This window comes from Pseudomonas batumici (assembly GCF_036585405.1).
In the GTDB taxonomy this organism is placed as follows: Bacteria; Pseudomonadota; Gammaproteobacteria; order Pseudomonadales; family Pseudomonadaceae; genus Aquipseudomonas; species Aquipseudomonas batumici.
In genome coordinates, this window is the sequence record NZ_CP144470.1 from 2,739,092 (window position 1) to 2,761,639 (window position 22,548).

Consider the following 22,548-nt stretch of genomic DNA (forward strand, 5'->3'; position numbering starts at 1 on the left):
ACTGAGCCCGGTTTGAACGGCGCCCCAAACGAAAACGGGCCTGCAATGCAGGCCCGTCGTGGTCAGCGCTGGCAATCAGCCGTTAGCGGCCAGTCGCACACGTTCTTTCTCTTCGAACTCCTCTTCCAGCAGTGCGTCTCCCAGGTCGCGGCGCTCGCCCTTGATGGCGATCGCGCGTTTGGCTTGCAGTTTGCCGAACAGATGCTCCAGTGCATGTTCCAGTTTGGTGGCCGCGCCATCGATCGCCTGTTCCAGGGTATCGGCTTTATGGGTGACCGAAATCGGTTGATGGCCTTTTGGCCGCGCTTCCATCTGGCAGCGCAAGTCGTGGGGACCGGGCTTGTCGCCGTTCTCGTCCGCCAGGTGAACCTCGACCCGTGTCAGGTGTTCTTCATAACGTTCGAGCGCGCTCTCGACGCTCGACCGAACCCACTCCTTCAGTCGGTTGCTGCTTTGAATATGGTTATCACTATTGACTTGGATTTGCATAGTTCTTCCCTTATTTCAGCTAGCTTGCAAGAGGCTCGCGGCAACGCCGGGAAGCGTGCTGAAGATGACCTCTTGATGACAGAGTTGGGCAGTTGGAAAAACAATTCAAGCCCTTTGAAAAGATAAATAATTATCCGACGAAATAGGCGGACAAGCCCGTAAAGCGCTGTTAATGTCGGGAATTGGGTTGAGTCGCCTCACTGTCATTTCTTGCAACAAATCTCCTGAAAAACTCCATGGCGGGCTTGCCAGAAAACGCCTTGAAGCGCCGGACGTCCCTGCCCGGCCCTCATGCACGCATCAAGCGTCACGCAGTCCCACCGGCACCTTGCGCTCGCGGGTGTAGCTCAGCACGAAATGCGCCACCAGGCCGAAGATCAATCCCCAAAACGCCGCCGCCAGCCCCAGGAAGCTCATGCCCGAAGCCGTCACCAGAAAGGTGATCAGTGCCGCTTCCCGTTGCTTCTCCTCGGCCATGGCACCCGTGAGGCCGGCACTGATCGCGCCGAACAGCGCCAACCCGGCCAGGGACGCGATCAGTTCCTTGGGCAAGGCACCGAACACCGAGGCCAGGGTCGCGCCGAAAGTCCCCATCAGGATGTAGAAAACCCCGCAGGCGATGCCGGCGACATAGCGCTTGTCGCGGTTTTCGTGGGCCTCGCGACCGGTGCAGATCGCCGCCGTGATCGCCGCCAGGTTGAGACCATGAGCCCCGAACGGCGCCAGCAGCACCGCGCTGGCAGCCGTCAGCGAAATCATCGACCGCGCCGGCTGGGTATAACCGGCCGTGCGTAACACGGCCATGCCGGGCACGTACTGGCCGGTCAGGGTCACCAGGGCCAGCGGCAGGCCGATATTGATGATCGCGTGCCAGCTCCACTCGGGCGCGGTGAAGATCGGCTGCGCCACCGCCACGGTGATCGCCGCCTGGTTCAATTCACCCATCACCCCGGCGAAGGCACAGCCGACGATCAACACCGAAAGGATCGCGTAGCGCGGCGAGAAACGCTTGCACACCAGATAGACGCCGATCATCGACAACACCAGCGCCGGTTGCAGGCGGATCGAAGTGAACAGCTCGGCGCCGAAGCGAAACAGGATCCCCGCCAGCATCGCCGCGGCAATCGCCTTGGGCAGGCGGCTCATCAACTTGTCGAAGGCCCCCGACAAACCGATGACCACGATGATCAGCGACGCGACCACATAGGCGCCGATCGCCTCGGCGAACGACACCGTCGGCAACATCGAGACCAGCAGCGCCGCGCCGGGCGTCGACCAGGCGGTAATCACCGGAATCCGCAGGCGCCAGCTCAACAGCAGGCCGGTGACGCCGCTACCGATGGAAATCGCCCAGATCCACGACGACACCTGCTCGCTGGACAGATGGGCCTGGGACGCCGCCTGGAACACGATGATCAGCGGGCCGGCATAGGAGATGACCACCGCGATGAAGCCGGCGATCAGCGCCGATAACGAAAAATCCTTTCTGAGGTGACTCATGAGCATCGGTACCTGAGCGTGGGAGGTATTGATTCGATTGAATCGATTTAAGTGCATATAACCGCAAAAATTGATTCGATTCAATAGAATCAATTTAGGTTGGCATACCCTGTGATAAGCTGCCGTCCACTCTCTTCAGGATCGGTAGCTATCACGCATGTGGGTTCCTCGGCTCAGCGACTTCAACCAACCGGTGTATCTCTCCATCGCCGATGCGCTGGCACGGGATATCGCCAGCGGTGCGCTGAAGGTCGGCAGCCGCCTGCCCACCCTGCGTGAACTGGCCCAGGCGCTGGAGGTCACGCCGGGCACCATCAGCCGGGCCTACAGCGAGGCCCAGCGGCGCAAGCTGGTGCAGGGTGAAGTCGGACGCGGCACTTATGTGCTGGAACAGGGCGTGCCGCCAGCGACACGCCAGCCGACGTCGACGCTGCTGGCCGCGGGGCCGACCGACCTGCTCGACCTGTCGATCATCAAGCCCCACGGCGAGCCCCTGGAACACGAGTTGCGCGATGCCCTGGTGAACATGGCCAACGACGCGGACTTCGCCCGCGCCCTGGACTACGCCCCCGACGGCGGCCATCCCGCCCACCGTGAAGCCGGCGCCCAGTGGCTGCGTCAGTCGCTACCGGACGCGCAATGGCAGCAGGTGGTGATCACCGCCGGCGCGCAGCATGGCCTGATGGTCGCCCTGAGCGCCTTGAGCAACAGCGGCGACCTGGTGCTCTGCGAAGCGCTCTGCTACCCGGGCATCATCTCCCTGGCCCATGGCCTGGAACGGCGGCTCGGCGGTGTGGAAATGGACGAGGAAGGGATCATTCCCGAGGCCCTGCGCGAGCGCTGCCTGCGGGAAAGACCGGCGTTGCTGATCTGCGTCGCCACCTGCCAGAACCCGACCACGGCGATCATGTCAGCGGCGCGCCGGGCACAGATCGCGGCGATTGCCGAAGAGTTCGATTTCATCATCATCGACGACGATATCTACGGTTTCCTCGCCACCGATCCCTCGATCAAACCACTGTCCAGCTATGCCCCGCACCGCTCGGTGTACCTCACCAGCCTGTCGAAGTCGGTGATGCCGGCCCTGCGCATCGGCTACCTGTACAGCCCGCCGAAACTGCTGTCGCGCCTGACCTCCATGGTCCGCAGCAGTATCTGGATGCCGTCGCCGCTGACCGCGCAACTGGCGAGCATGATGCTCGGCGAAGGGCTGGACACGCAGCTGGTGGCGATCCAGCGCAACGAGGCAGCCGCCCGCCAGGCCATCGCCGCCGAAGTGTTTCGCGGCTTGCAGATCGCTACCCAGCCCCACAGCTACCACCTGTGGCTGACCTTGCCCGAGCCCTGGAGCGGCGATGAATTCACCCTGCTGGCACGGGCCAACGGTGTGCTGGTGCTCAGCGGCACGCAGTTCCAGGCCGAACGCCTGGGGCCTAACCGCAGCGTGCGGATCGTCCTGATGTCACCCACCAGCCGGGACGAACTGCGCTTCGCCCTGACCAAGCTGGCCAGCCTGATCGACGCCGATCCGCGCCGCTTCTACTGAACGGTCGTTTACTCGGCACAAGCCTTGCACTTTTTTTCAACACAGCATCAATGCAGCATCAAGGCCGTTAGTTGTGCCCCGACACGAAGTCAGGGCACCGACCTGCCGCCGGTCCGGAACTGACGAACCAATCCAGCCAGTGAGCAGTCAATGAATGCAGGTTTCGATCAGAGTGGTGACACACATGGATAACCCCTTTCAGTTGATCAACGACGCTTTCCAGCCCGAATACCGGGTCAACCTCAGCCTCCAGGGACTGGACGGCGACATCATGCTGACCCTGTCCAACGCCGACGGGGTGGTGGCCAAGCGGATGATCAGCGCCGAGCAGCGCAATGATCCGCGGCGCCTGAAACGCCTGATCCAGAGCGTGCAATTCGGCATCGCCATCGAGCAGGGGCATTGCGCGATGGAGATGCTCACGGCCATGACCGACAGCGACAGTCTCAAGCTGGCGACCCTCCCCGCACCGATGTGGAGCGGCGCCGGCCACCGTATGGGGCGCCCGGCCACGATGACCGGCCGGGTGCTGACCTTGCCGGTTCGTTAAGCCGTCACTAAACCAGCTGCAACCCGTTGGGGCGCGCGCCGGGGAAAACGCTCTGAAGTTGCGCAGCCGACAAACCCCAGGTGCGCCCCAGCACGCCGCCCAGCAGATCACGGTAATTGTTCAGCACCGGGTAATCGCGGTTCTGCAACAGGCTGCCCGGGGCCACCGCCACCTGCTCGCCGGCGATACGCCCGCCGTGCACGCTGCCGCCCAGCACCCAGTACACCGTGCCATGTCCATGATCGGTGCCGCGATCGCCGTTCTCGCGAAAGGTGCGGCCAAATTCCGAGACCACCACCACGGTGGTGTCTTTCCACTGATCGCCCATGGCATCGGCAAACGCCGCCAGCCCCTGCCCCAGGTTCGCCAGGTTGTTGGCCAATGGGCCCTGGGTGCTGCCCTGGTTGACGTGGGTGTCCCAGCCGCCGACATCGACGAAGCCGAGCCGATACTGATCGCGCATCAGGGTGGCGATGCGCCGGGTCTCGGCGGCGAAGTTCTGCGCGGTCTGCGCGCCGCGCCCGGCCTTGGTCATTTCGTCCTGCAGATCCTTCGACACTTGCTGGCGCAGTTGCAGCCCGTCGGACACCGGCGCGGCCAGCGTGGTGCCCTTGTACATCGAGGCGAGGATCGACGACTGGCGCTCGTCGAAGACCGGCTTGGAGACCCCGCGCAAGGACAGGTTGGGAATATCCCGACCGCCCTGGAAACTCAGGGGCAAGGCGTCGGTAAAGGCAATCGGCGTACTGCCGGGCAAGACGCCGGCCAGGCGGGCGAGAAAGCCCGAACCATAGTGACCGTGCTGGTCGCCCGCCAGGCCCGCCTCGATATTGTCCTGGGTTTCGAAATGGCTGCGCGACAAGTCGTCGGTGCCGGCAAAGGGCACGAACGCGATCTGCTTGCGTTGCCAGAACGGGTAGAGCGAATCGCGCAGCACCGGGTTGAGGCCCCAATGACCGTCGAGGGCGATGGCACTGTTGGGGTTGTGCGGATCGGGCCGGGCGATCGCCAGGTTCGGCCGCGACTCGTAGTAGAAATCGCTGGCATAGGGCACCAGCAGGTTGTTGCAATCGTAGCCGCCACGCAGGAACACCATGAGAAAGCGCGGCGCCGAGGCTGGGGCAGCAAACAGCTTCCCGGAGAACGACAAGGTCGGCAGGGTCGCGGCGGCGACCGCTGAAGCGACCAGAAAGTCTCGACGATTCATCACAGCACCATCCTGAGGAGCACGACGTTAGCGGTTATTGAAGTCGGGTGAAGACAACAGAAAAGTGTTCCACTCCTGGGGCGACGTGGCCTGATTCAGCGCGGCCGTGGTGGCCGCCGACAGATGCGGGCCGATGGCTTCGTAGTAGAGCGGCGTGGTGATCATGGGAAAACCGCCTTGTGCCTTGTCAGTGCCTTCCGGAGTGAACAGCCGGTTGTAGCCCGAACCGATGGCCCGGGCGATTTCGAAACGCTTGGACATCTGCCCCGAACTGGCCCAACCGGCGGCGTCCAGCGGCCAGCCATCCGGGGTCTGGCGACCGAACACCGGTTCACCCAACTGATTGAGCCAATTGAGCATCGGCCGGGGATTGGCGATGGGCTTGCCGTCGTAGGCCAGGCGCACCGCCGAGACCACGAACTGGGTCGGGTCCTTGAATTTCTTCCCTGCGCTTTGCAGCAACTCCGGCGACTCGAAGAGCGTGCGCAGCACCTGGGCGATGTCGCCATCGCTGCGCTGGAAGGTCACGCTCATGCGGTCCACCAGGGACTGCGGCGGTTGGTCGGCGACAAAGTATTGCGCGAGTTTGCGCGAGATGAACTGTGCACAGGCCTTCTGCCGGGTGATCAGGTTGACCGCCCGGGTGATCTCATCGAAACCGCTGCCCTGGATCGGCTCGCCCAACAGCACCTTGTCGGAGAAGTCATGGCGATTGGGGTTGAACTGGAACATCCCGTCGCGCACCACCAGCGGCGCCACCCGCGGCCCGAACTTCTGCACCCGGCCGTCCAGCGGCATCACCCCCGCGCCGGTGAGGATCAGCGCCAGTTGCTGGACATCCTGCTGGGTGTAGCCGGAGCCGACCCCCAGGGTGTGCAGCTCCATCAGCTCGCGGGCGTAGTTTTCGTTGACCTTGCCCCGGGCGTTCTGGGCATTGTCGAGAAACTCCAGCATCGCCGGGCTCTTGAGGGTGGCCAGAACCAGATCCTTGAACTTGCCCAGGGCATGCGGACGGATCACCCGCTCTTCGTAGTCCGCCGCCATCAGGCGTACCGCGCCCTTGCCGGCGAACACGCTGAAGTGATTGAGCCAGAACCCGACCATCTGCTCCTTGAGCTGGTTGCTGCCGTAGACCGCCCGCAACAGGGTGATTTGCCGAGCCTGGTCGGCGGCGTCATTGAGTTGTTGCTGCTGGGACTTTTTCGCCTCGACCTTGGCATCGCCGTCCGGCATCGACTGAAGCTGCTCCTGGCGCTGCTTGAATGCGAGCAAGGTAGCCTGCAGCGGTTGTGCGAGGATCGGGTACGCCCGCAACTGGGCATCGATACCCGGCGGCAAGGTGTCACGAATGCGATCGGTCAGTTGCGCCTCCAGCAGGCCACTGCGACCCATGGCGCGAAAGCGCGCGACGTTCGCCGCGTCCAGGTCGAAACCGTCGCGCCGCAGCCAGGCCGAATCGGCCGGACTCAACGGCGCGGCAGGCGCCGCGACAGCGACGGCGGGAAGTCCCGCGGCCAGACAAACCGACATCCCCAGACAACGTAGAACAGCACCCGGTACTGGCATATCAAGAGGCTTCCAAAGGTGAGAGCGGCATCGGTCCTTTCGTCCCCAGTGTCTGTCGAACTGGCTGTACCAATGCTGACAATGATGCATTCAGTTCTATCCTGCCTAAGCTCTGTGACAAGTGGCTCTTGCGGCTAAAAAGACTGTATCGGGTTCAGGATCCGGACAGATACATGCTGTTACAACAAGCGTAGCCGGTGAGAAAACACGGCACTGATCCGTTCGCCAGGCGTATGCCCTGGGCGAACCTATCCAAGGAGGCAACATGTTTTTACGTTACGCAGCACTTGCAGCGGTAGTCGTGGCGGCTTCCGGTTGCGTACAGGAGCGCGTGGTCCACGAGCGCCAGGTGGTGGTCGAACGGCCGGCACCGCAATACGTGGAAGTGGTGGCGCCGCAACCGCCGCCGCAGGAAGTGATCGAGGTGGAGCCGGCCTATCGCCCCGGTTTCGTCTGGGCACGGGGTTACTGGCATTGGGACGGGCGGCGTTATGTGGCGATGCACGGGCATTGGGAGCCGGTGCGCCCGGGCTATCGCTATGTGCACCCGCACTGGGAACGGCATAACGATGGCTGGCATCTGCGCGCCGGCGCCTGGATGAACTGATGATGATGTAGGAGCGAGCTTGCTCGCGATGGGCGTCAACGATAACGCGGGAAACCTGATGCCCCACGGTGTCCCGGCTACCATCGCGAGCAAGCTCGCTCCTACCTCCTAGCTCCTACAGCTCGCCCTTCTCCACTTCCGGATGCTCGCCGGAGCCCTCGCCGATCTTGCGTTGTGGATGCTCGATCTTCACCGACGGGAACTGCGACGAGGCATAGCGCACCACCAGGATCGCAAACGCCAGCAGCAGGATCGCACCGGAAAGGTAAACCACGCCCATGTCCGGTGGATTGTGGTGCGACACGTTGGAAATCAGCAACCGGGTCAGCGCGGTGATCGCCACGTAGATCAGGAAGCGCACCGGCATGTGGTTGGTCTTGAAGTAGATCCCCACCATCGCCCCCAGTTCGAGGTAGATGAACAGCAGCAGGATATCGTCGATCTTGAGCTGCCCGCCTTCGATCATCGTCAGGAACTCCATCACCGCCGCCCAGGCGGTGACCCCGCCGATGGCGAACAGCGCCAGGTAATGGAACGACTCGACGAACAGGTTGCCCAGGGACTCGGCCACCTGGTGCACGTTTCGTCGCAGGTTCTCGGCCCAATTGATTTTCACGGTAGAGGTTCCTTGGTTCGGCTTGATCGGATGATGCGGGTGGAAGATGACTATTGTCCCTGCATGCAGAAAAAAGGCCAGGGACAGGGATGAGATGAGGGCAATGGGTTTCGGGGCACGTTGCGCTGGGGCGGGAGCCGGCATCCCGGTCTGGCCGACAAACCACGAAATAGGTCTACATTAAAAAGCCACTACCCAAACCTTGGGGATTCGCTTATGCTTTTAGCTGTATAAAAATACAGTAATTGCAAAACACAACTATCGTGAAGGCAATCGCCGTTTTGACAAAAACTTACCGTGACACGGGGTGGCGCTCAGTGAGACCCCCTAATATCACTCATTGAGAGGCCTCGTATGGCTGTAGAGATTCTTTACCGCAGCACGCGCGATTTGGAGACTACGTTTTTGGACCGCAAACTCGCTGATGCCCATGATCAGATGCTGGAACTGGCAGAGGTGCTGACCCAGGTCCTGGTGAAAAACGTTCCGGGGCTGGACGAGGCGCTGGCAGAGGAAGCCAGTATTTTCATGGCGAAAAACAGGGGAATCTTTGCGGCAGCTTTCAAGAACAATGCAGCCGCCTTGGCCGACCTGGACAAGCCTGAGTCGCAGGAATAGTCGAAACCGGCTGGCTTTCGCAGCCGGATCGTCGCGCAGGCAGTTTTCGTACAGCGCCTAGCGCATATCCGCATAAGGCGAGATGGGCTCCACCGGTAGCGGCAGGTTGCCTTGCCAAGGGTCAAAGGTGTAGCGCAAGTACAGCAAGGCACGGCTCGGCGCGTAGCCTTCGCTGTGTTGCCAAGTGATACCCGTACCGAACACCAGGTTGTCGGACAGGCGGCGCTCCACCAGGCCCTGGACACGGAAGTTGATGCCATTGCTGCTACTGCCACTCTTGGTCAGGGTGGGGCCGCTCACCAGGGTCTGATTCGACTGCGCCAGCAGATTTTGCAGTTCCGCTTCGCTGTTGGCCTTGGGGTAGAGATCAGAGCCGTCGATTTTCGCAAACGACCAGCCCACCGCGCTTTCGAGGAAGACCGACCAGTTCGCGTTGCGCCAGGCATAGTTCACCGGCACGCTGGCCGAGTAGTACTGCTGCGGGCTGTAGTAACCGCCCTGGCCGAGGGTGACTTCGCTCAAGTCCTTGTCGTAGCCCATGTACATCAGGGTCAGACCCGTGCGCAGACGCTCGTCGGCGCGGTCCACCAGGCGATAGTAATAGCCGCCCATGGCGGTGCGCCGCTGGTTGGTCTCAACGTTCTGCCCCACCAACCAATGGCTGCTCAGGCTTGCCCACACACCATCCTTGCCGCCTTCGTCATGGCTCAGGCCCAGGGTGAAACCGTTGGCCGTCACGCCGCCCCACTTGGTTCCAGTGACCGGATCGACCGCACCGGCATACGACACCAGTGAGTTGGTCAGGGGGCGCCGCGACGCCGTGAGGCGGTAACCCAGGCTGCTCCAGTCCCCGCTGTAGGTCACTCCGCCCACCCAGTTGGACACCGTAAACGCTTGTGGCGTATGGCCAAGGTCGAAGGCCCAGCGATCATCGTGCCAGCCCATGCCCAGCAGGGTGCCGTTCACGCTCTGCGAAGCGGTGGCACAGCCCCCCTGCACCACCGCGCACAAGCCGAACCGATCGGTGCTGGAAAAATTGCTGACATCCAGATTGATGTCTTCGGCCTGAACGAAACCCTGTCCTTGCGCCAGCGGCGCGTCGATACGCAGGATGGTGGTCTGGGTGGTCAGGTCCGAGACCCCCGATGAGCTGTTGTCGGTGCGCCAGGCGAAGTCATGGTACAGGTTCACCGTCGGGTTCTGCTGTTGGTACAGCTCGTCGACATCGCGGCGGATGCTGCGCTTCATCCAGTCATCGCTGTCCTTGGCCCGGCTGGCCAAGGTCATGGCACGGTTGTCGCGCGGTTCGGCCTGCTGCGGTTCGATCATCCTTGCCGCACCCATGCTGCGCGCATAGTCATCCAGAGCCCGCCCCGGCTCTTCCCGGGACAGCAGGCGCGCCGCATCCCGATAGACCAGCGGATCACTTTGCGGGGTCTTGAGCAACTGCGCGAACAGCGCGTTCGCACGCGTCTTGTCGCCCAGCGACGCCCAGGCATTGGCCAAGCGCCGCTGGAACGACGCATCGACCGGTACTGGCGCGGTCACCGCCATGAGACTGGCCTTGGCGGCGTCCGGCTGACCACGGGCGATCAGCACTTCGCTCAGCCCCAGTTGGGCCTCGGGATTTTTCGGCGCGCTGCTCAGCACCTTGCGGTAGCGGCTTTCGGCCTGGACCAGGTCGCCACGCTGCTGGGCCCAGTCGGCCAGGGTCAGGTAGTCGTCAGTAGTAGGCGCGCGCATCAGCAGCGCTTCGGCCTGGGCTTCATGGCCACTGTCGCGTAGTGTCCGGGCCTTCGCGAGCAATTGACGACGCTGCAGGCGCGCCCACAGCTCGTTCATGTTGTCGCTCCAGGCCGCACGGGGGATCTGTTGCAGACTACCCATGGCATCGCCGTCACGCTCGGCATTGGCCAGAAACAGGCCGTGGGCATAGCGCGCCTCGGTGTTCTGGCCCTGACGTTGCAACAGCAAGCGGAAGCTTTGCTCGGCGTCGGCATTGCGGCCCAGTTCGCGTTGGGCATTGGCCAAGCGGTACACCAGCCAGGGATTGTCCGGGTCCAGCACTCGAGCCTTGCTCAAGACTGCCGCCACCTGCGCCCAATCGCTGCGCCGGGTGGCGTCATCGGCCTGCGCATTGAGGCGATCCAGCGCCAGCCCGCGACGCACGCTTTGGAACTCCTGCTGCTCCCTGGGCGTCAGGCTGTCGAGGTAGTGCTCGGCCTTTTCCGGTGATTGCGACTGGTACAGACGGACCAGCGCACGCACCACGCTTGCGTTACTCGGATCAAGCTTGCGCGCCTGCATCAGCAGAGCTTCCGCGCTGATGTCATCAAGTTCGCCCCGGGCCGCATAGGAAAGGCCGATCAGCGGCGCAGGATCGTTCGGCTTGGCTTTGCCGGCCAGCCGGTACCATTTTTTCGCGACGGAATAATCCTTTCGCTCAAGGGCTTCATCACCCTTTTGCAGCAGCATCCACTGGTAGTTGGCCGCCTTGAGGTCCTGCCACTTGGTCATCCAGTCGGTGTCCTGCTCAATGGCCGAGGCCTGGACGAACGTGTTGTAGGCCGCTTCGTGCTTGTTCTGGCGCATCAGCGAAATACCCAGCGAACCGAGCAGGCTGGCGTCTTGCGGATAACCCTTGATCGCCCGACGCAAATTGGCTTCAGCGCCGACGTTGTCGCCGGCTTCGAGCAATGCCTTGCCTTTGACTCCGGCCTGCCAGGCCGGATCCGCCAGATATTGCTGCTGCGCCTGCAACTGTTTGGTCGCGTCAGCGTACAAGCTGGTGTAGGGGTAAAACTTCAGAAAAGCCTGCCAGCCCTGCGCGGTTTCGCGCCCTACCGGCTGCTTGAGCCAATAGTTGTATTCGCGGTCGGCAGCGTTGTTGCTGGCGTTCGGATCGCCAGCCAATTGATGCAGGACAGCCAACGCCTCGGGATCACGCTTTTCGGCAAACAGTAGGCTGGCCAAGCTCTGGCGCAGCGAGGCATTACCGGGATACTGCCGGTCCAACTCGCGCAACTGCTCGATCACCAGCGGACGCTGGGCCTTGATGCCGCTACGCACGTTCAGGTATTCCAGGGTCGTGGAAAAATCCGGCATGTCATCGCCGAACAACTGCTGATAGGCCTTGATCGCGTCTTCGGAACGGCCGGCGACAGCCAGCAGACGCGCCTCCTGCAGGCCCCTCTGCCCCTCGGCGCCGTGCATTTTCAGCAAGCTCTCGGCCTGGCGCAGGGCCGCGGTGCCTGGCGCCTGCTGGCGCAGTTGGGCGACCAGGCGTTCGGCCTCCGGCAGGTTCTTTTGCAGCAATGCCTGGCGGACTTCAAAGACTTTCACCTGCGGATTGTCCGGGGCGATCAGTTCGAGACGCGCCAGCGAATCATGCACCAGGTCTTCGCGGTACAGAGCCTCGCCAATGCGGACTTGCTCCAGCAGCCATTGCTGCTGCTCGGGAGGGCTGAGCGGCTGGCCCAGTGCGACCCCATAAACGCCGCTCAGCAGCAGCCCGAAACCGGTCAATTTGTGCATGCGGCAGTCCAGTTTGGCACGAGGCGTCCGTCTTTATCGAAGCGATAACGTTGCTGGTCCCAGCCCTGCCCGAACAGCATCAGCGACTGGTTGTAATAGGCATCCGCCAAGGGCGGCTGTTGTTGCAGGCGTTGGCGCTGGGCCTTGAGGGTATCCACATTGTCCCGGCTGGCGGCCAGCAAGGGCAGCAAGGCGGCACTGAAGCCGACCGGGCCGGCGCCATTGTCGAGGCCGGTTGTGCTATCGACTTTTTCCGGCACATGGCCCAGCCGCGTAGTCAGGTCCAGTATGGGTTTGAAGTGCTCGATCAACTCGGCCCGCCGCGGCGACTCCTTGTCCAGCATGCCCAGCCAGAGGTAGACGCGAATGGCGTCATAGCTACCGACACTGCCCTTCTGACTGTCCACGGCCCAACCCTGCCCGGCTTTCCACAGTTGCCAGTCGGATGCCAGGCCCTTGGACGAACTTTCGAGCAGCAGACGCTCGGTGTTACTGGCCAGCTCCGCCCAGATCGGCGCTTCCTGGGCGAAGCGTGCCAGCAAGGGTAGCGGCAGATAGCTGGCATTCAGACGCCAACCCTCGGCATTGTCGAATCCTGCGTCACCGGGCAACAGCATCAGGCCCAGGCCCGGGAGCTTGCGCAGGCTTTGCGCAGCACTGCGCCAGAGCAGGTTACGGCCCAATGCCAGGTAACTCGGTTGATGCCACAGACGCCCGGCTTCCAGCAGGCTATAGGCGATCCACAAATCGGCGTCGGCGGCGTTGTTGCCATCCAGCACCTGCCAGCGGCCGGCTGTGTCGCGCCCCCACAGCCAGGCCGGAAGCTGCCGGTTCAGGTCTCCGCCGGCCAGGTTGTCCTGGGTCCAGCGCAGCACCTTGGCGAAGCTTTCGCGGTCATTACCCAACAGGGCGAAAAACAGCCCGTAGCCCTGTCCTTCAGACGTGGAGATCAACTGCTCCGAAGAGTGGTCAATGACCCGACCGTCCGAGCTGAGCATGGCCTGGCGATAATGCTGCCAGGCTGGCCAAGGGCACTGCGCGGCACCGGCAAAGCCAGGCACTAGCAAGGTCGCGGCCAAAACCCGCGCAAGGAAAGCTGTCACCCGACTACTCCTGAGCCGCCAGGCGACGGCGAGCCGCCCAACGCAGTGCACGCCACAGCAGGAACGCCGTCAGCAGCACACTGATGGTGGCGATGGCCGCCAGCAGGACCGGGTGCTCGGACAATTGGAACCAAAGCAACAGCCACCACGGCAGGTGGCCGACGAAGTACTGCTGGCCCACCCAACTGCTGCCGACGCCACTGCTGCGGATCAGCGCCACGGAACCGCTGACGGCGTCTATTTTTCCAGAGTCGCCCAGGGTGTCGCGCAGCAGTTGGTAATCGGCCTCGTCGGTCGCCAGCAAGGCCACAATGCTGCGCTGTTGGTGATAAGGCGACTGCAAGCCGACAATGGCGGCGATCGGTGCCTGGGCGCTGACGTCAACGCGGTGGGCACCAAGGTCGCGCTCGTCGCTGAACTGGCCGGCGCGGGCCGACTGGCCGTTCTGCTCATTGGACGATTTGAGTAGCCAGGCACGTGTCTTGTCCAGCACCAGATTGGCATCGGCACCATCGCCCACACCCGGTGCCATGGCGCCGAATACCAGCAGATCTGCATCTGCCCTGGCGTCGTCCCAGTTGTCCGACAGCCGCAGGCCGAACGCCGGCAGGCCTGAGCGTGCGGAGATGGCGGCAAGGGTCTCGAACATCGTACTCAGCTGCACAGGGCGACTGTGGGCCGGGACCATCACCAGGGTTTCCGACAGGTCGGCCATGCGGCTGTATGGAAAACCGCTGCGGGCAAAGGCTCGCAGGTCGGGCATGGCGATGTAGTGATAGTAGCCGGACAGGTCAATGGTCGACTCTTCATCGATCACGGCCTGGTTGTTCACCGGCAGCGAGGTCTGGCAACGGTCGCGCTGGGCACTGCCAAAGGTACTGGCGAAGTTGAAGTCAAAACGCAGGGTATTGCGGTCACCAATCTTCAGCGCGGGTACCAGCAACTTGTCGCTGAGGTTGGCCGACTCGTTGGACAACACCGCCAGGCGCAGCTCCTCCAGACGGCTGTCGGTCTTGCTTTGCAACGGCAGGCTGGTGATGAACTGGTCGTTCAGGCTGATGGTCAGGCGCGACTCATCGTTGACCGTCGGTGGGGTATAACGGAACTTGGTTTGCAACGGAATCCCCTGGTTGCGCCAGACGAACAGATCAGGCGGCAGATTCACGTCCAGCGTGACGGGCCGTGGCTGCAGACCGTTGGCCCGAAGCTGCTCGGGGTACTTGATCAACTCGGCGAAGCGTACCGAACGGTCCGTGCGCATCCAGTTCGGCGCGTCATAAGGCACCCGCGGCTTGAGCTGCTCGACCTTGTTGACGATCACGTTCGCGCCACGAAACGCGCCTGCGCCCAAGGCCAGGGCGCGGGCAGCCACCGCCAGGTCATCGTCGTTGCGCCCCAACACCAGCAACACCTTGCTGTAGGGATCCTGCGGGTTGTCGATCATCTGTACAACGGGCGCATCCACGGCCGGGAACTTGTGGGTGTCGGCCAGGAAGGACGGGCGATGATCGTTGGTGGCGAAGACAATGGCCGACTTGGCGCGATGATGCTCATCGGCGGGCGGCAGCTGGTCGAACAGAACGGGGAACTGCGCCCCCCGCCAGGCGGCCTGGCTGCCGAAATAGGACGCCAGGATACCGGCTGCACGCTGCTCGCCCAGGGTCGGCGCATCGGCGAAGACCAGATTGAGGACCGGCTTGTCCTGGCCCCGAATGTCGAAGAAAGGCATCGGGAAATAGGCCAGGTCGTTCTTGAGCGTGAGTGCCTGCTCCTGCAATTGGATCTGGCTGCCACGCCCCACGTTCAACCAAAGCGTGTTGTTGGCCGGGTCTTCGCAGATGTCGGTGTAGTGGCCGACGAACTCCAGGCGCACACGGTTGAAGTCCGAAATCAGACTCGGGTCCAGGGCCACCGATTGGTTGACTCGCTTACCCAATTGCTCCTTGGCGATCGGCACAACGCTCATCAGCACATCGTTGAGGTACACACGCAGATGCGAGATCTGCGGCAGCAGCGAAGGCGACGGCGTGTATTCCAGCTGCAGTTTCGCGTCACTGGCGATGCGATCGCGGCGCAAACTGAATTCGATCTGGTCGCTGTTGTGGATACCCAGCAACAGGCTGTCGGCGGGACGGCCCAGCTGTTCGAAGCTGTACGCGCTGCTCCAGGTCGGTACGTTGCTGACCGCTACAGGTGCAACAGGCACAACAGTCGCAGCAGGTGCGACAGGCGCAGGTGCAGTGACGGCCTGGGCGCAACCGACGGCCAGGAGCGCCAGACTGGCAACAAGGGATTTGCTGAAGTAGCGGCTCATGGTGCGCTCACTGATCGGGAATTGGGGTTGGGGTCAGCCGCCGGCATGCGCGGCAGGAAACTGGCCAGCCAGCGCGACATCCGCAAAGGCGGCCCGGCGATTTCACGGATCCAGGCAGGCAGGTATTCATAGAGGCGGTAGTAACCGGTGCCACCCAGCTTGACGATGTCGAAAAAGCTCTGCAGTGGGCGATCGGGGGTTACATTCTCGCTCCAGTTGAGCCAGGCATCGGCGCGGGCAAACGTGCACTGCACGAAGTCGACTTTCTGTTGCGCAGTGAAGCCACTGAAGCTGATGCCGATGAAGTCCTTGTGGCTGCGACTGACGTAGCCCGGGAACAGGAACTCACGGGTGCCGCGCTGCATCATCAGCGAGATTCTCCCGCCCACCGGCAACGACAGCGAGGTGTCGAGGTGGATGCCTGCACCACCGTCGGAATAGTCCTGCAACAAGCCTGAGTAAGCGTGACCACTTTCAAGACGCACAGCGGCCGGTAGCTTGGCGTGTACACGATGGGTCTGGCGAACCTGGCGCGCTTCAGCGGCGACCGCTACGGCACCGCCGATGATCAGCAGGTTGTAGACCACCCAGAGAATGCTCACTACGACGGTCACGATTTCATCGCGGGGCCCACAGATCAGGCGCCAGATGGCAAAACCCAGGCCTGCCATGTTCAGCGACGCCAGGAGCAGGTACGGCTGGGCGATTTTCCAGTCAAACTGGTTGTGCGCCATCAGGCCACCCTTGGCGGTGACGTTGAACTTGCCCTTCCTCGGGTTGAACAGTGCCACGGTGGTGGGACGCGCGATGTACCACGCCAGCACGGTCTCGTACACCTCACCCCAGAACGTCCGCCGATAGTCGCCCTGCATCCGCGAGTTGGTGAGGCTGGCGTGGATCATGTGCGGCAGCACGTACAGCAGGATCATCAGCGCCGGGGCGTAGATGATGTAGGCATGCAGAAACAGAAAGGCCAACGGCGCCAGCAGAAACACCAGGCGCGGCAGGCCGGCCAGGAAATGGATCATCGCGTTGGCGTAGCAGATGCGCTGGAAGAAGGTCAGGCCTTTGCCGAGCAAGGGATTGTCGGTGCGAAAGATCTGCGCCATGCCGCGGGCCCAGCGAATGCGCTGGCCGATGTGCGCTGACAGGCTTTCGGTGGCCAGGCCGGCCGCTTGCGGCACCTTGACATAGGCCGAGCGCCAACCGTTGCGGTGCAGGCGTAGCGCCGTATGGGCGTCCTCGGTGACCGTCTCGACGGCAAAGCCGCCGATCTCGTTCAGCGCAGTGCGCCGCAGCACCGCGCATGAACCGCAGAAAAACGCCGAGTTCCACATGTCGTTGCCGTCCTGGATCACCCCATAGAACAGCTCGCCTTCGTTGGGGCGCTCGCGGAACACATTCAGGTTGCGCTCAAAGGGGTCCGGCGACAGGAAATGGTGCGGCGTCTGCACCAGCGCCAGCTTCGGATCCTCCAGAAAGCCGCCGGTGGTCATTTGCAGAAAGGAACGCACGGGTATGTGGTCACAGTCGAAAATGGCGACCAGTTCGCTGTTCATCTGCTTCAGCGCATGGTTGAGGTTACCGGCCTTGGCGTGACGATTGTCGCTGCGAGCGATGTAGCCCACGCCGACCTCGGCCGCGAACTGGCGGAAACTCTCGCGTCTGCCGTCGTCGAGAATGTAGATGTTCAGCTTGTCGCTCGGCCAGTCGATGCCCATGGCGGCATACACGGTACCCCGCACGATTGACAGGTCTTCGTTGTAGGTCGGGATCAACAAGTCGACGCTGGGCCAAAGACCTGTGTCGCTCGGCAGCAGCGCCGGCTTGCGGCCCAGGGGCCAGCAAGTCTGGATGTACCCGAGGATCAACACCACCCAGGAATAGGTTTCGGCCACCAGCAGGATCATCCCGCAAGCCAGGTCCAGCGGTTGGTTCCAGTTCAAGGTCGAGGTGTAGCGCCACCAGAGGTAACGGCACGAGACGATGGTCGACAACACCACCATCAACAACGTCGGAAAGCGTCCCGGAATCCGCCGCACCAGCATGGCCAGGGCCCATAGCAGCAGGACGAACACCGACTGGGCGAAGTAACCGAAGGGTTCGGTGATGCACAACATCGTGAAGATGAAGGCGACGACACCGATGGCCGCGTTGACCAGGCGTTGGTTGCGACGGTCCAGGCCTTTCCACCAATGACTGCTCTGGCGAATCTGCTGGCTGGCCTCGGCGCGCACGGGTAATTCTTCCAGCGTCTTGCCGACCCGAGCCCACAGCCGCAGGTACAGCGCCCCGACGGCCTTGAGCCAGGCCGGGGTGGTCAATGTCCAACCCGGCGACCTGGCCGGGCGAACCAGCACCAGCCAGAGGCTTTGCACCGCATAGCGCAACGGGTCGCCCAGGCTCGGGGCCTTGTCGCTCAGTTGCGGATACCAGCGCCTGGGCTGATCGAGTACCGCGCGCCAGTTCGGCGACTCCAGGCGCAACAGCAGCCACGCCAGGGCGTTCATTGTCGCCAGCAACAGCGCAACTGGCGGCGCACAATCGTAGCGCCGACGCAGGTGGGCATAAGGGAAAACGCGGGCGATCATACCGGCTCCAGGCGTCGGGTCAGGCACCAGGTGGCCAGGCTCAACACATCCTGGGCTGCCAGGCTGGCTTGGGCATAAGCACCCACCGGCTTCTTGAACGCCAAGGCTTCGCGCATGGCTTCATCCTGATGCACGCTCAGTGGCAGCAGGCGGGCCCCATATTGTTTGCGCCAGATCAGCAGCAGGTCGCGCTGCAATTGGCTGACCGGGTCGAAGCGGTTGATCAGCAGATGCCCGCCGAGGGCTTCTTCCTGCTGCAACAGCACATGGCAGGCGGCATCCGCCTCGACAATCCGCAGGCGCAAGGCACAGGGGCCGACATGAGCATGACCGGGCAAGCGCAAGGGCACGTCGAACAGGATCCAGTCAAAGTGTTCGGCAAGGCTGGCCTGGCGGCGGCGCCACAACTCCGGATCCTTGAGCAGGTGTTGCTCGATCTGATCCTGCTCTTCCCGTTTCAGGCGGCCATAAGGCAACACGCCCAATCCCGGCTCCACGGTCCAGGCCTGGGTATTCCAGCCCGCACCGTCGATCATGGCGCGCGCCCAGCCGTCAGGTTCGCTGACGCTGACACCGAAGTGCAGGCGAAGCAGGTTCTCCGGGCACATGTCGACCAGCAGCACGCGCTCGCCAAGGCTATGCAATGCATGCCCCGTGGCCGCCAACAGCGAGCTGGTGCCAACACCGCCGCGCAGGCCGCGCAGACTGAGGCTGGTCAAGACAGCGCTCCAGGTCGCTCATGCACCGCCGGCAGGGCCGCCGGTTGCTGGCTCTGCATCTCCACCAGCAGCGGCCAGCGATGCAGCGCCTTTTGCAATTCGATCTGCGCGGAAATGTCCACGTAGTCCAGTTCGGGCAGCTCAAGCTCCTGCTTCAGGCGTGCGATGTCATCGGCACGATCTGCACGCGACTGCACCTTGGCCTTCACTTGAAGCGCTGTGGGTAGGGCAGCCATCCTGCTTTCTCCTTGAGTCGGATGTAAGGTTTTCCGCCGTAGTCAACGACCACGGTGCCAGCGTTTTCGGAGACTGCCGCCGTCTGCGGCAGGTTGCTCAGCAGGGCCGACCAGTCCGGACCCTGGCCCTCCCCCTGGGATTGGGCGCCGTACAGGCGACTGATGATTTCCGACAGGGCCAGGAAACTGCTCGGCTCGGTGATGTGCAGTGGCGCGGCAGCGGGGTTGCGCCCCATGCCCACCAGCTTGATGCCGACCGGCACGTGGGTGATGGACTGGCTCGGTATCTCGCGCATACCGGATATCTGCATGCGGTCGCCATGCAGTGCCGCGCCATGTTCCGGCACAATCACCACCACCACCCGACGGCCGCTGAGCTCCAGTTGTTTGATGAAGCCGTTGAGGTCGTCGATCAGCCCCTGGGCACGCGGTTTGTAATCACTGCTCTTGGTGCCGCCATCGGCGGTCAGCGTACGGTTGCCGTCATGCAACGTGGTGGTGTTGTAGAACAGCGCCACGCGATCGCTCTTTTCGTCTTCGCGGTGCTTCCACCAGGTGTCCAGTACCTGAGCATCACGCAAGATCGGCGAACCGTCGAAGCCCACCAGTTCACGCGGCAATTTGCGGGTACTGACGGCGGGGGCCGGCAACGAACCTTGAGCACGGACTTCGTCAAGGAAGCCTTCGAACTGCCCCGTGTGGTTGAGCATCACTTCGTTGGCAAAACCCAGCTTGCTCAGATCGCCCATCAATAAGCATTGCTCCGGGGGCGTGCCGTAGAGCTGGCTGTGCGGAACCTGCCCGCAACTGGCGCGCAACAGGCGGATGGCCGCCGGGCCGCTATAGGAGGTGGCCGAGTTGAAGTTGTCGAAAACCACGTCCATCTGCTGGAACAGCGTGTTATCGCGCAGGCCCACGGCGTCCAGATCGTCCCAGGCCATGGAGCAGATATTGATCAGCAACAGATCGAAAGGCTGCACGGCCGAAGTCGCAGGCTTGAACTCCACCTTGCGCCCGGCCTCGGTGCTATAGAACTTCTGCAGATAGGCTTCCAGTGTCGCGCTGTCCGGGGCGGCCGTGCTCGCCGCCGCCACGGGGGCGCCACCGGCCGACGCCGCGACCGGCTCGCTGCTGGCGTGCAGGGACAGCACATTGGCACTGGCCAGCCAGGCCAGACCCAGCACACTCAGGGTGGTCAGGCGCAGCCAGTGACGGACGAAGGCATAGACCACCGCCAACACAGCCAACAGCGCACACAGGTTCCAGTCGATGAAACGCCCCACCAGCTCGACCAGGTAGGCGCCGCTGAAATTCAGCACACCCGGCTGGTCCAACAGACGGCTGAAGGGCGGCAGCCAGGTGTCCTGATAAAACAGCGCAACGCCCACGGGGATCGCTATGACGGTGCGCAGGATGCGCAGATAACGATTGGGCAACGGCAGCAACAACGCCGCCGCGAACACCAGATTGGGCACTATCTGCAGGTTCAGGTAACCCGCCCACAGCAGGACGAATTTGAGGAGGAAATACAGGTTCCAGTGACCCAGGCCCGGCCAGACACGCACCGACACCGGGTTAATGACTTCATACCGGCTCATGGGGCTCGCTTTGGGCAGGGGCGCGACGACGCACGCCACGGGATTTGAGGTAACGCGGAGGCAGGAGCCCCTGCACGATGGCCAGAAAACGGCGACCCAGCCGGGTCAGTACCATGATCAGCGCCAGGGTCAGCAGGCAGCTGAGGCCAATCACCTGGATCAGTTCGGAATAACTCATGAACAGAGATCCGTAATGGGCAGTGTGGTGCGTTGAGGCGAATAGGCGCCACGCCCGGCGGCTCCGGCGGAACTACCGGCGGTGCGCTCTTCTGCCAGAATGAAGGTTGGAGGCAGCGAGGCTTCCATGAGGAAGTCCTCGCGCGGCAACGAGTCAAGGCCGGGGAACGCCTGGAACTCGCTGAAGAGATCGCGCCAGGCCAGCCGGCAGATATTCCCCAATGCGGGTTCCAGCCCGTCCGCGCGACAGGCGAACAGGAACAGATAGAAGGCACCGTTGACCACGCAGGCGACGTCACCGAAACGACGCAAGCCGATTTGATTCAAGTACTGCTCAATGGCCAGGCCACCGCGCGGCATCAGTTTGAGCAGTTGGTGGCTGACTTCGCCAGAGGCGCCGCTGTAGACGCGCTCCAACGTGCGGATGAATTCCCGGGGCGCCAACAGACCGCGCTCGGCGGGCGGGCGCAGGCGTTCGAAGATCAATTGGAAGTCGGTGATGCGACTCCGGCGCCAGGTCTGGCCCTGGACGCTGTCGATGATGCTGAAGAAGTGTGCCAGCGTCGTCCCATAAGGCACGGTGATGTTGGCCCCGCAGGACACCAGCAAGCGCTCGTCCCGATAACGCAGGCAGGGCTCCATCTCGCGAACAATGATCTTCAGCGCGATGCCGCAGCGCTCGCGCAGGGCGTGAATCTGCCGGGCTAACGCTTCGACCTCCAGGTTGCTGTCGATGGCCACGATGATGCTGGCAGCCCGCGCGCGGCTGGCTTGCTGGAGCAGGTCCTCGCGGCTCTCGAACAGCCTCCACTGATCCGACAACGGCGGCGAGCCTTCAAGCACGGGGCGCTGGGTCAGGTAGATACGCTGGTCATCGGTGTGGCTCAGTTGCTCATTGGCCTGCTCACTGACCGATAGCGCAAAACCGTCCTCCCCCAACTCGAGTTCGAACTCCTGCCCGCTGCACACGCCCAGTTCGCTACGCCAGTAGTGCAATTGGTAGCGAATACCACCGTCACGGCGATAGAGCTGAGCGAGCCCGGAGAGCGTATCGTTGAGCCGCAACAAGCGGTCATGCAGTTGAGACGCCTGGCCATGACTGATCACCAACAGGCTGCATTGGCGGGCGCGCAGCCATTGCCTCAGGGACAGGCAGCAATGCTGCAGCTGCGGCGCGACGTCGCTCTGCCAGGCGCTGTCGGGCAGCATCAGGACCAGGGTGCTGTCGGCTGCCGGAGCAGTACGGGTCAACTCGCCGACCAGCGATTTGAGGGTCAGGCCGATGTCGGCCTTCTTGATGTCGAACAGCTTCAGCTGACCGGGACCGGTGTCCGCCGCCAGTTTGCCGGCCAGGTCCTGACTTGAATGCTCGCAGCACACCAAGGTCGCTCGGGCATTAGCCGGCATCGCAGCCAGGCACTGGGCGGCCAGCGCGGCAGAGTCGCTCGCCTGGTCCACAGCTACCCAATAAAGGCCGCCGTTGTCCAACAAGATCTGCTCGTCATGCAGATGACGAATGGCTAGGGTGACCTGACTCAAGTTCTATTCCCTTAGGACCAGATACAGCGCGATCGGCA

General features: G+C 62.8%; 18 protein-coding genes. 4 read left to right on the plus strand and 14 right to left on the minus strand.

The window, feature by feature from the left end; translation table 11 throughout:
• Positions 1–75: 75 nt before the first annotated feature.
• Positions 76–489: an HPF/RaiA family ribosome-associated protein gene (locus NUH87_RS12390; protein WP_338526165.1), complete on the minus strand. Its 414-nt coding sequence runs from the start codon at positions 487–489 to the stop codon at positions 76–78.
• Between the two features lie 300 nt (positions 490–789).
• On the minus strand, positions 790–1,989 hold the full coding sequence (locus NUH87_RS12395; RefSeq protein ID WP_338526166.1) for a benzoate/H(+) symporter BenE family transporter: 1,200 nt from the start codon (positions 1,987–1,989) through the stop codon (positions 790–792).
• A gap of 157 nt (positions 1,990–2,146) precedes the next feature.
• Between NUH87_RS12395 and NUH87_RS12400 the strand changes: the two genes are divergently transcribed.
• A complete protein-coding gene (locus tag NUH87_RS12400) occupies positions 2,147–3,535 on the plus strand; it encodes a PLP-dependent aminotransferase family protein (RefSeq protein WP_338526167.1) in 1,389 nt (462 codons plus the stop codon).
• A 184-nt stretch (positions 3,536–3,719) separates the two neighbouring features.
• Entirely contained in the window at positions 3,720–4,085 is a 366-nt protein-coding gene (locus NUH87_RS12405; protein ID WP_338526168.1) for a DUF3509 domain-containing protein, read from the plus strand.
• A 7-nt stretch (positions 4,086–4,092) separates the two neighbouring features.
• Here the strand turns inward: NUH87_RS12405 and NUH87_RS12410 are convergent, their stop codons facing one another.
• Positions 4,093–5,292 carry a DUF1501 domain-containing protein gene (locus NUH87_RS12410; RefSeq protein WP_338526169.1) on the minus strand — a complete coding sequence of 400 codons (1,200 nt, stop codon included), beginning with the start codon at positions 5,290–5,292 and terminating at the stop codon, positions 4,093–4,095.
• A gap of 27 nt (positions 5,293–5,319) precedes the next feature.
• Entirely contained in the window at positions 5,320–6,822 is a 1,503-nt protein-coding gene (locus NUH87_RS12415; RefSeq protein ID WP_338526170.1) for a DUF1800 domain-containing protein, read from the minus strand.
• Between the two features lie 301 nt (positions 6,823–7,123).
• On the opposite strand from NUH87_RS12415, the gene NUH87_RS12420 reads away from it, so the two are divergent.
• On the plus strand, positions 7,124–7,465 hold the full coding sequence (locus tag NUH87_RS12420) for a hypothetical protein (protein WP_338526171.1): 342 nt from the start codon (positions 7,124–7,126) through the stop codon (positions 7,463–7,465).
• A 115-nt stretch (positions 7,466–7,580) separates the two neighbouring features.
• On the opposite strand, the gene NUH87_RS12425 is transcribed toward NUH87_RS12420, so the two are convergent.
• Positions 7,581–8,081 (minus strand): phosphate-starvation-inducible protein PsiE, encoded by a 501-nt coding sequence (locus NUH87_RS12425; RefSeq protein ID WP_040064361.1) that lies wholly within the window; start codon positions 8,079–8,081, stop codon positions 7,581–7,583.
• Positions 8,082–8,435: 354 nt separating this feature from the next.
• On the opposite strand from NUH87_RS12425, the gene NUH87_RS12430 reads away from it, so the two are divergent.
• Positions 8,436–8,699 (plus strand): YebG family protein, encoded by a 264-nt coding sequence (locus tag NUH87_RS12430; RefSeq protein WP_338526172.1) that lies wholly within the window; start codon positions 8,436–8,438, stop codon positions 8,697–8,699.
• A gap of 57 nt (positions 8,700–8,756) precedes the next feature.
• Here the strand turns inward: NUH87_RS12430 and bcsC are convergent, their stop codons facing one another.
• The 9 genes from bcsC to bcsE are packed head-to-tail and all read right to left on the minus strand — an operon-like array spanning position 8,757 to position 22,510.
• The gene (gene bcsC, locus NUH87_RS12435; protein WP_338526173.1) at positions 8,757–12,233 is read right to left on the minus strand and encodes a cellulose synthase complex outer membrane protein BcsC; all 3,477 of its coding nucleotides are present in this window, start codon (positions 12,231–12,233) and stop codon (positions 8,757–8,759) included.
• Positions 12,221–13,336: a cellulose synthase complex periplasmic endoglucanase BcsZ gene (gene bcsZ, locus NUH87_RS12440; protein WP_338526174.1), complete on the minus strand. Its 1,116-nt coding sequence runs from the start codon at positions 13,334–13,336 to the stop codon at positions 12,221–12,223. Before bcsZ ends, bcsC begins: the two co-directional genes overlap by 13 nt.
• A 4-nt stretch (positions 13,337–13,340) precedes the next feature.
• Entirely contained in the window at positions 13,341–15,650 is a 2,310-nt protein-coding gene (gene bcsB / locus NUH87_RS12445; protein ID WP_338526175.1) for a cellulose biosynthesis cyclic di-GMP-binding regulatory protein BcsB, read from the minus strand.
• Entirely contained in the window at positions 15,647–18,241 is a 2,595-nt protein-coding gene (gene bcsA / locus NUH87_RS12450; protein WP_338526176.1) for a UDP-forming cellulose synthase catalytic subunit, read from the minus strand. The genes bcsB and bcsA overlap by 4 nt, the downstream gene beginning before the upstream one ends.
• Positions 18,238–18,960, minus strand: a complete 723-nt coding sequence (gene bcsQ, locus NUH87_RS12455; protein ID WP_338526177.1) for a cellulose biosynthesis protein BcsQ — start codon at positions 18,958–18,960, stop codon at positions 18,238–18,240. Before bcsQ ends, bcsA begins: the two co-directional genes overlap by 4 nt.
• Positions 18,957–19,196 (minus strand): cellulose biosynthesis protein BcsR, encoded by a 240-nt coding sequence (gene bcsR / locus NUH87_RS12460; protein WP_040064354.1) that lies wholly within the window; start codon positions 19,194–19,196, stop codon positions 18,957–18,959. Before bcsR ends, bcsQ begins: the two co-directional genes overlap by 4 nt.
• Positions 19,166–20,794 (minus strand): cellulose biosynthesis protein BcsG, encoded by a 1,629-nt coding sequence (bcsG, locus tag NUH87_RS12465; RefSeq protein WP_338526178.1) that lies wholly within the window; start codon positions 20,792–20,794, stop codon positions 19,166–19,168. The genes bcsR and bcsG overlap by 31 nt, the downstream gene beginning before the upstream one ends.
• The gene (bcsF, locus tag NUH87_RS12470) at positions 20,781–20,972 is read right to left on the minus strand and encodes a cellulose biosynthesis protein BcsF (RefSeq protein WP_338526179.1); all 192 of its coding nucleotides are present in this window, start codon (positions 20,970–20,972) and stop codon (positions 20,781–20,783) included. The genes bcsG and bcsF overlap by 14 nt, the downstream gene beginning before the upstream one ends.
• Positions 20,969–22,510 carry a cellulose biosynthesis protein BcsE gene (gene bcsE, locus NUH87_RS12475; RefSeq protein WP_338526180.1) on the minus strand — a complete coding sequence of 514 codons (1,542 nt, stop codon included), beginning with the start codon at positions 22,508–22,510 and terminating at the stop codon, positions 20,969–20,971. Before bcsE ends, bcsF begins: the two co-directional genes overlap by 4 nt.
• Positions 22,511–22,548 lie beyond the last annotated feature (38 nt).

Bases quoted from the DNA above. Each gene is read 5' to 3' on its own strand.
- NUH87_RS12390 (WP_338526165.1), bottom strand. From the start codon at position 489: ATGCAAATCCAAGTCAATAGTGATAACCATATTCAAAGCAGCAACCGA.
- bcsB (WP_338526175.1), bottom strand. From the start codon at position 15,650: ATGAGCCGCTACTTCAGCAAATCCCTTGTTGCCAGTCTGGCGCTCCTG.
- bcsR (WP_040064354.1), bottom strand. From the start codon at position 19,196: ATGGCTGCCCTACCCACAGCGCTTCAAGTGAAGGCCAAGGTGCAGTCG.
- bcsA (WP_338526176.1), bottom strand. From the start codon at position 18,241: ATGATCGCCCGCGTTTTCCCTTATGCCCACCTGCGTCGGCGCTACGAT.
- bcsG (WP_338526178.1), bottom strand. From the start codon at position 20,794: ATGAGCCGGTATGAAGTCATTAACCCGGTGTCGGTGCGTGTCTGGCCG.
- NUH87_RS12410 (WP_338526169.1), bottom strand. From the start codon at position 5,292: ATGAATCGTCGAGACTTTCTGGTCGCTTCAGCGGTCGCCGCCGCGACC.
- bcsC (WP_338526173.1), bottom strand. From the start codon at position 12,233: ATGCACAAATTGACCGGTTTCGGGCTGCTGCTGAGCGGCGTTTATGGG.
- bcsF (WP_338526179.1), bottom strand. From the start codon at position 20,972: ATGAGTTATTCCGAACTGATCCAGGTGATTGGCCTCAGCTGCCTGCTG.
- NUH87_RS12430 (WP_338526172.1), top strand. From the start codon at position 8,436: ATGGCTGTAGAGATTCTTTACCGCAGCACGCGCGATTTGGAGACTACG.
- NUH87_RS12400 (WP_338526167.1), top strand. From the start codon at position 2,147: ATGTGGGTTCCTCGGCTCAGCGACTTCAACCAACCGGTGTATCTCTCC.
- NUH87_RS12405 (WP_338526168.1), top strand. From the start codon at position 3,720: ATGGATAACCCCTTTCAGTTGATCAACGACGCTTTCCAGCCCGAATAC.
- NUH87_RS12415 (WP_338526170.1), bottom strand. From the start codon at position 6,822: ATGTCGGTTTGTCTGGCCGCGGGACTTCCCGCCGTCGCTGTCGCGGCG.
- NUH87_RS12420 (WP_338526171.1), top strand. From the start codon at position 7,124: ATGTTTTTACGTTACGCAGCACTTGCAGCGGTAGTCGTGGCGGCTTCC.
- NUH87_RS12395 (WP_338526166.1), bottom strand. From the start codon at position 1,989: ATGAGTCACCTCAGAAAGGATTTTTCGTTATCGGCGCTGATCGCCGGC.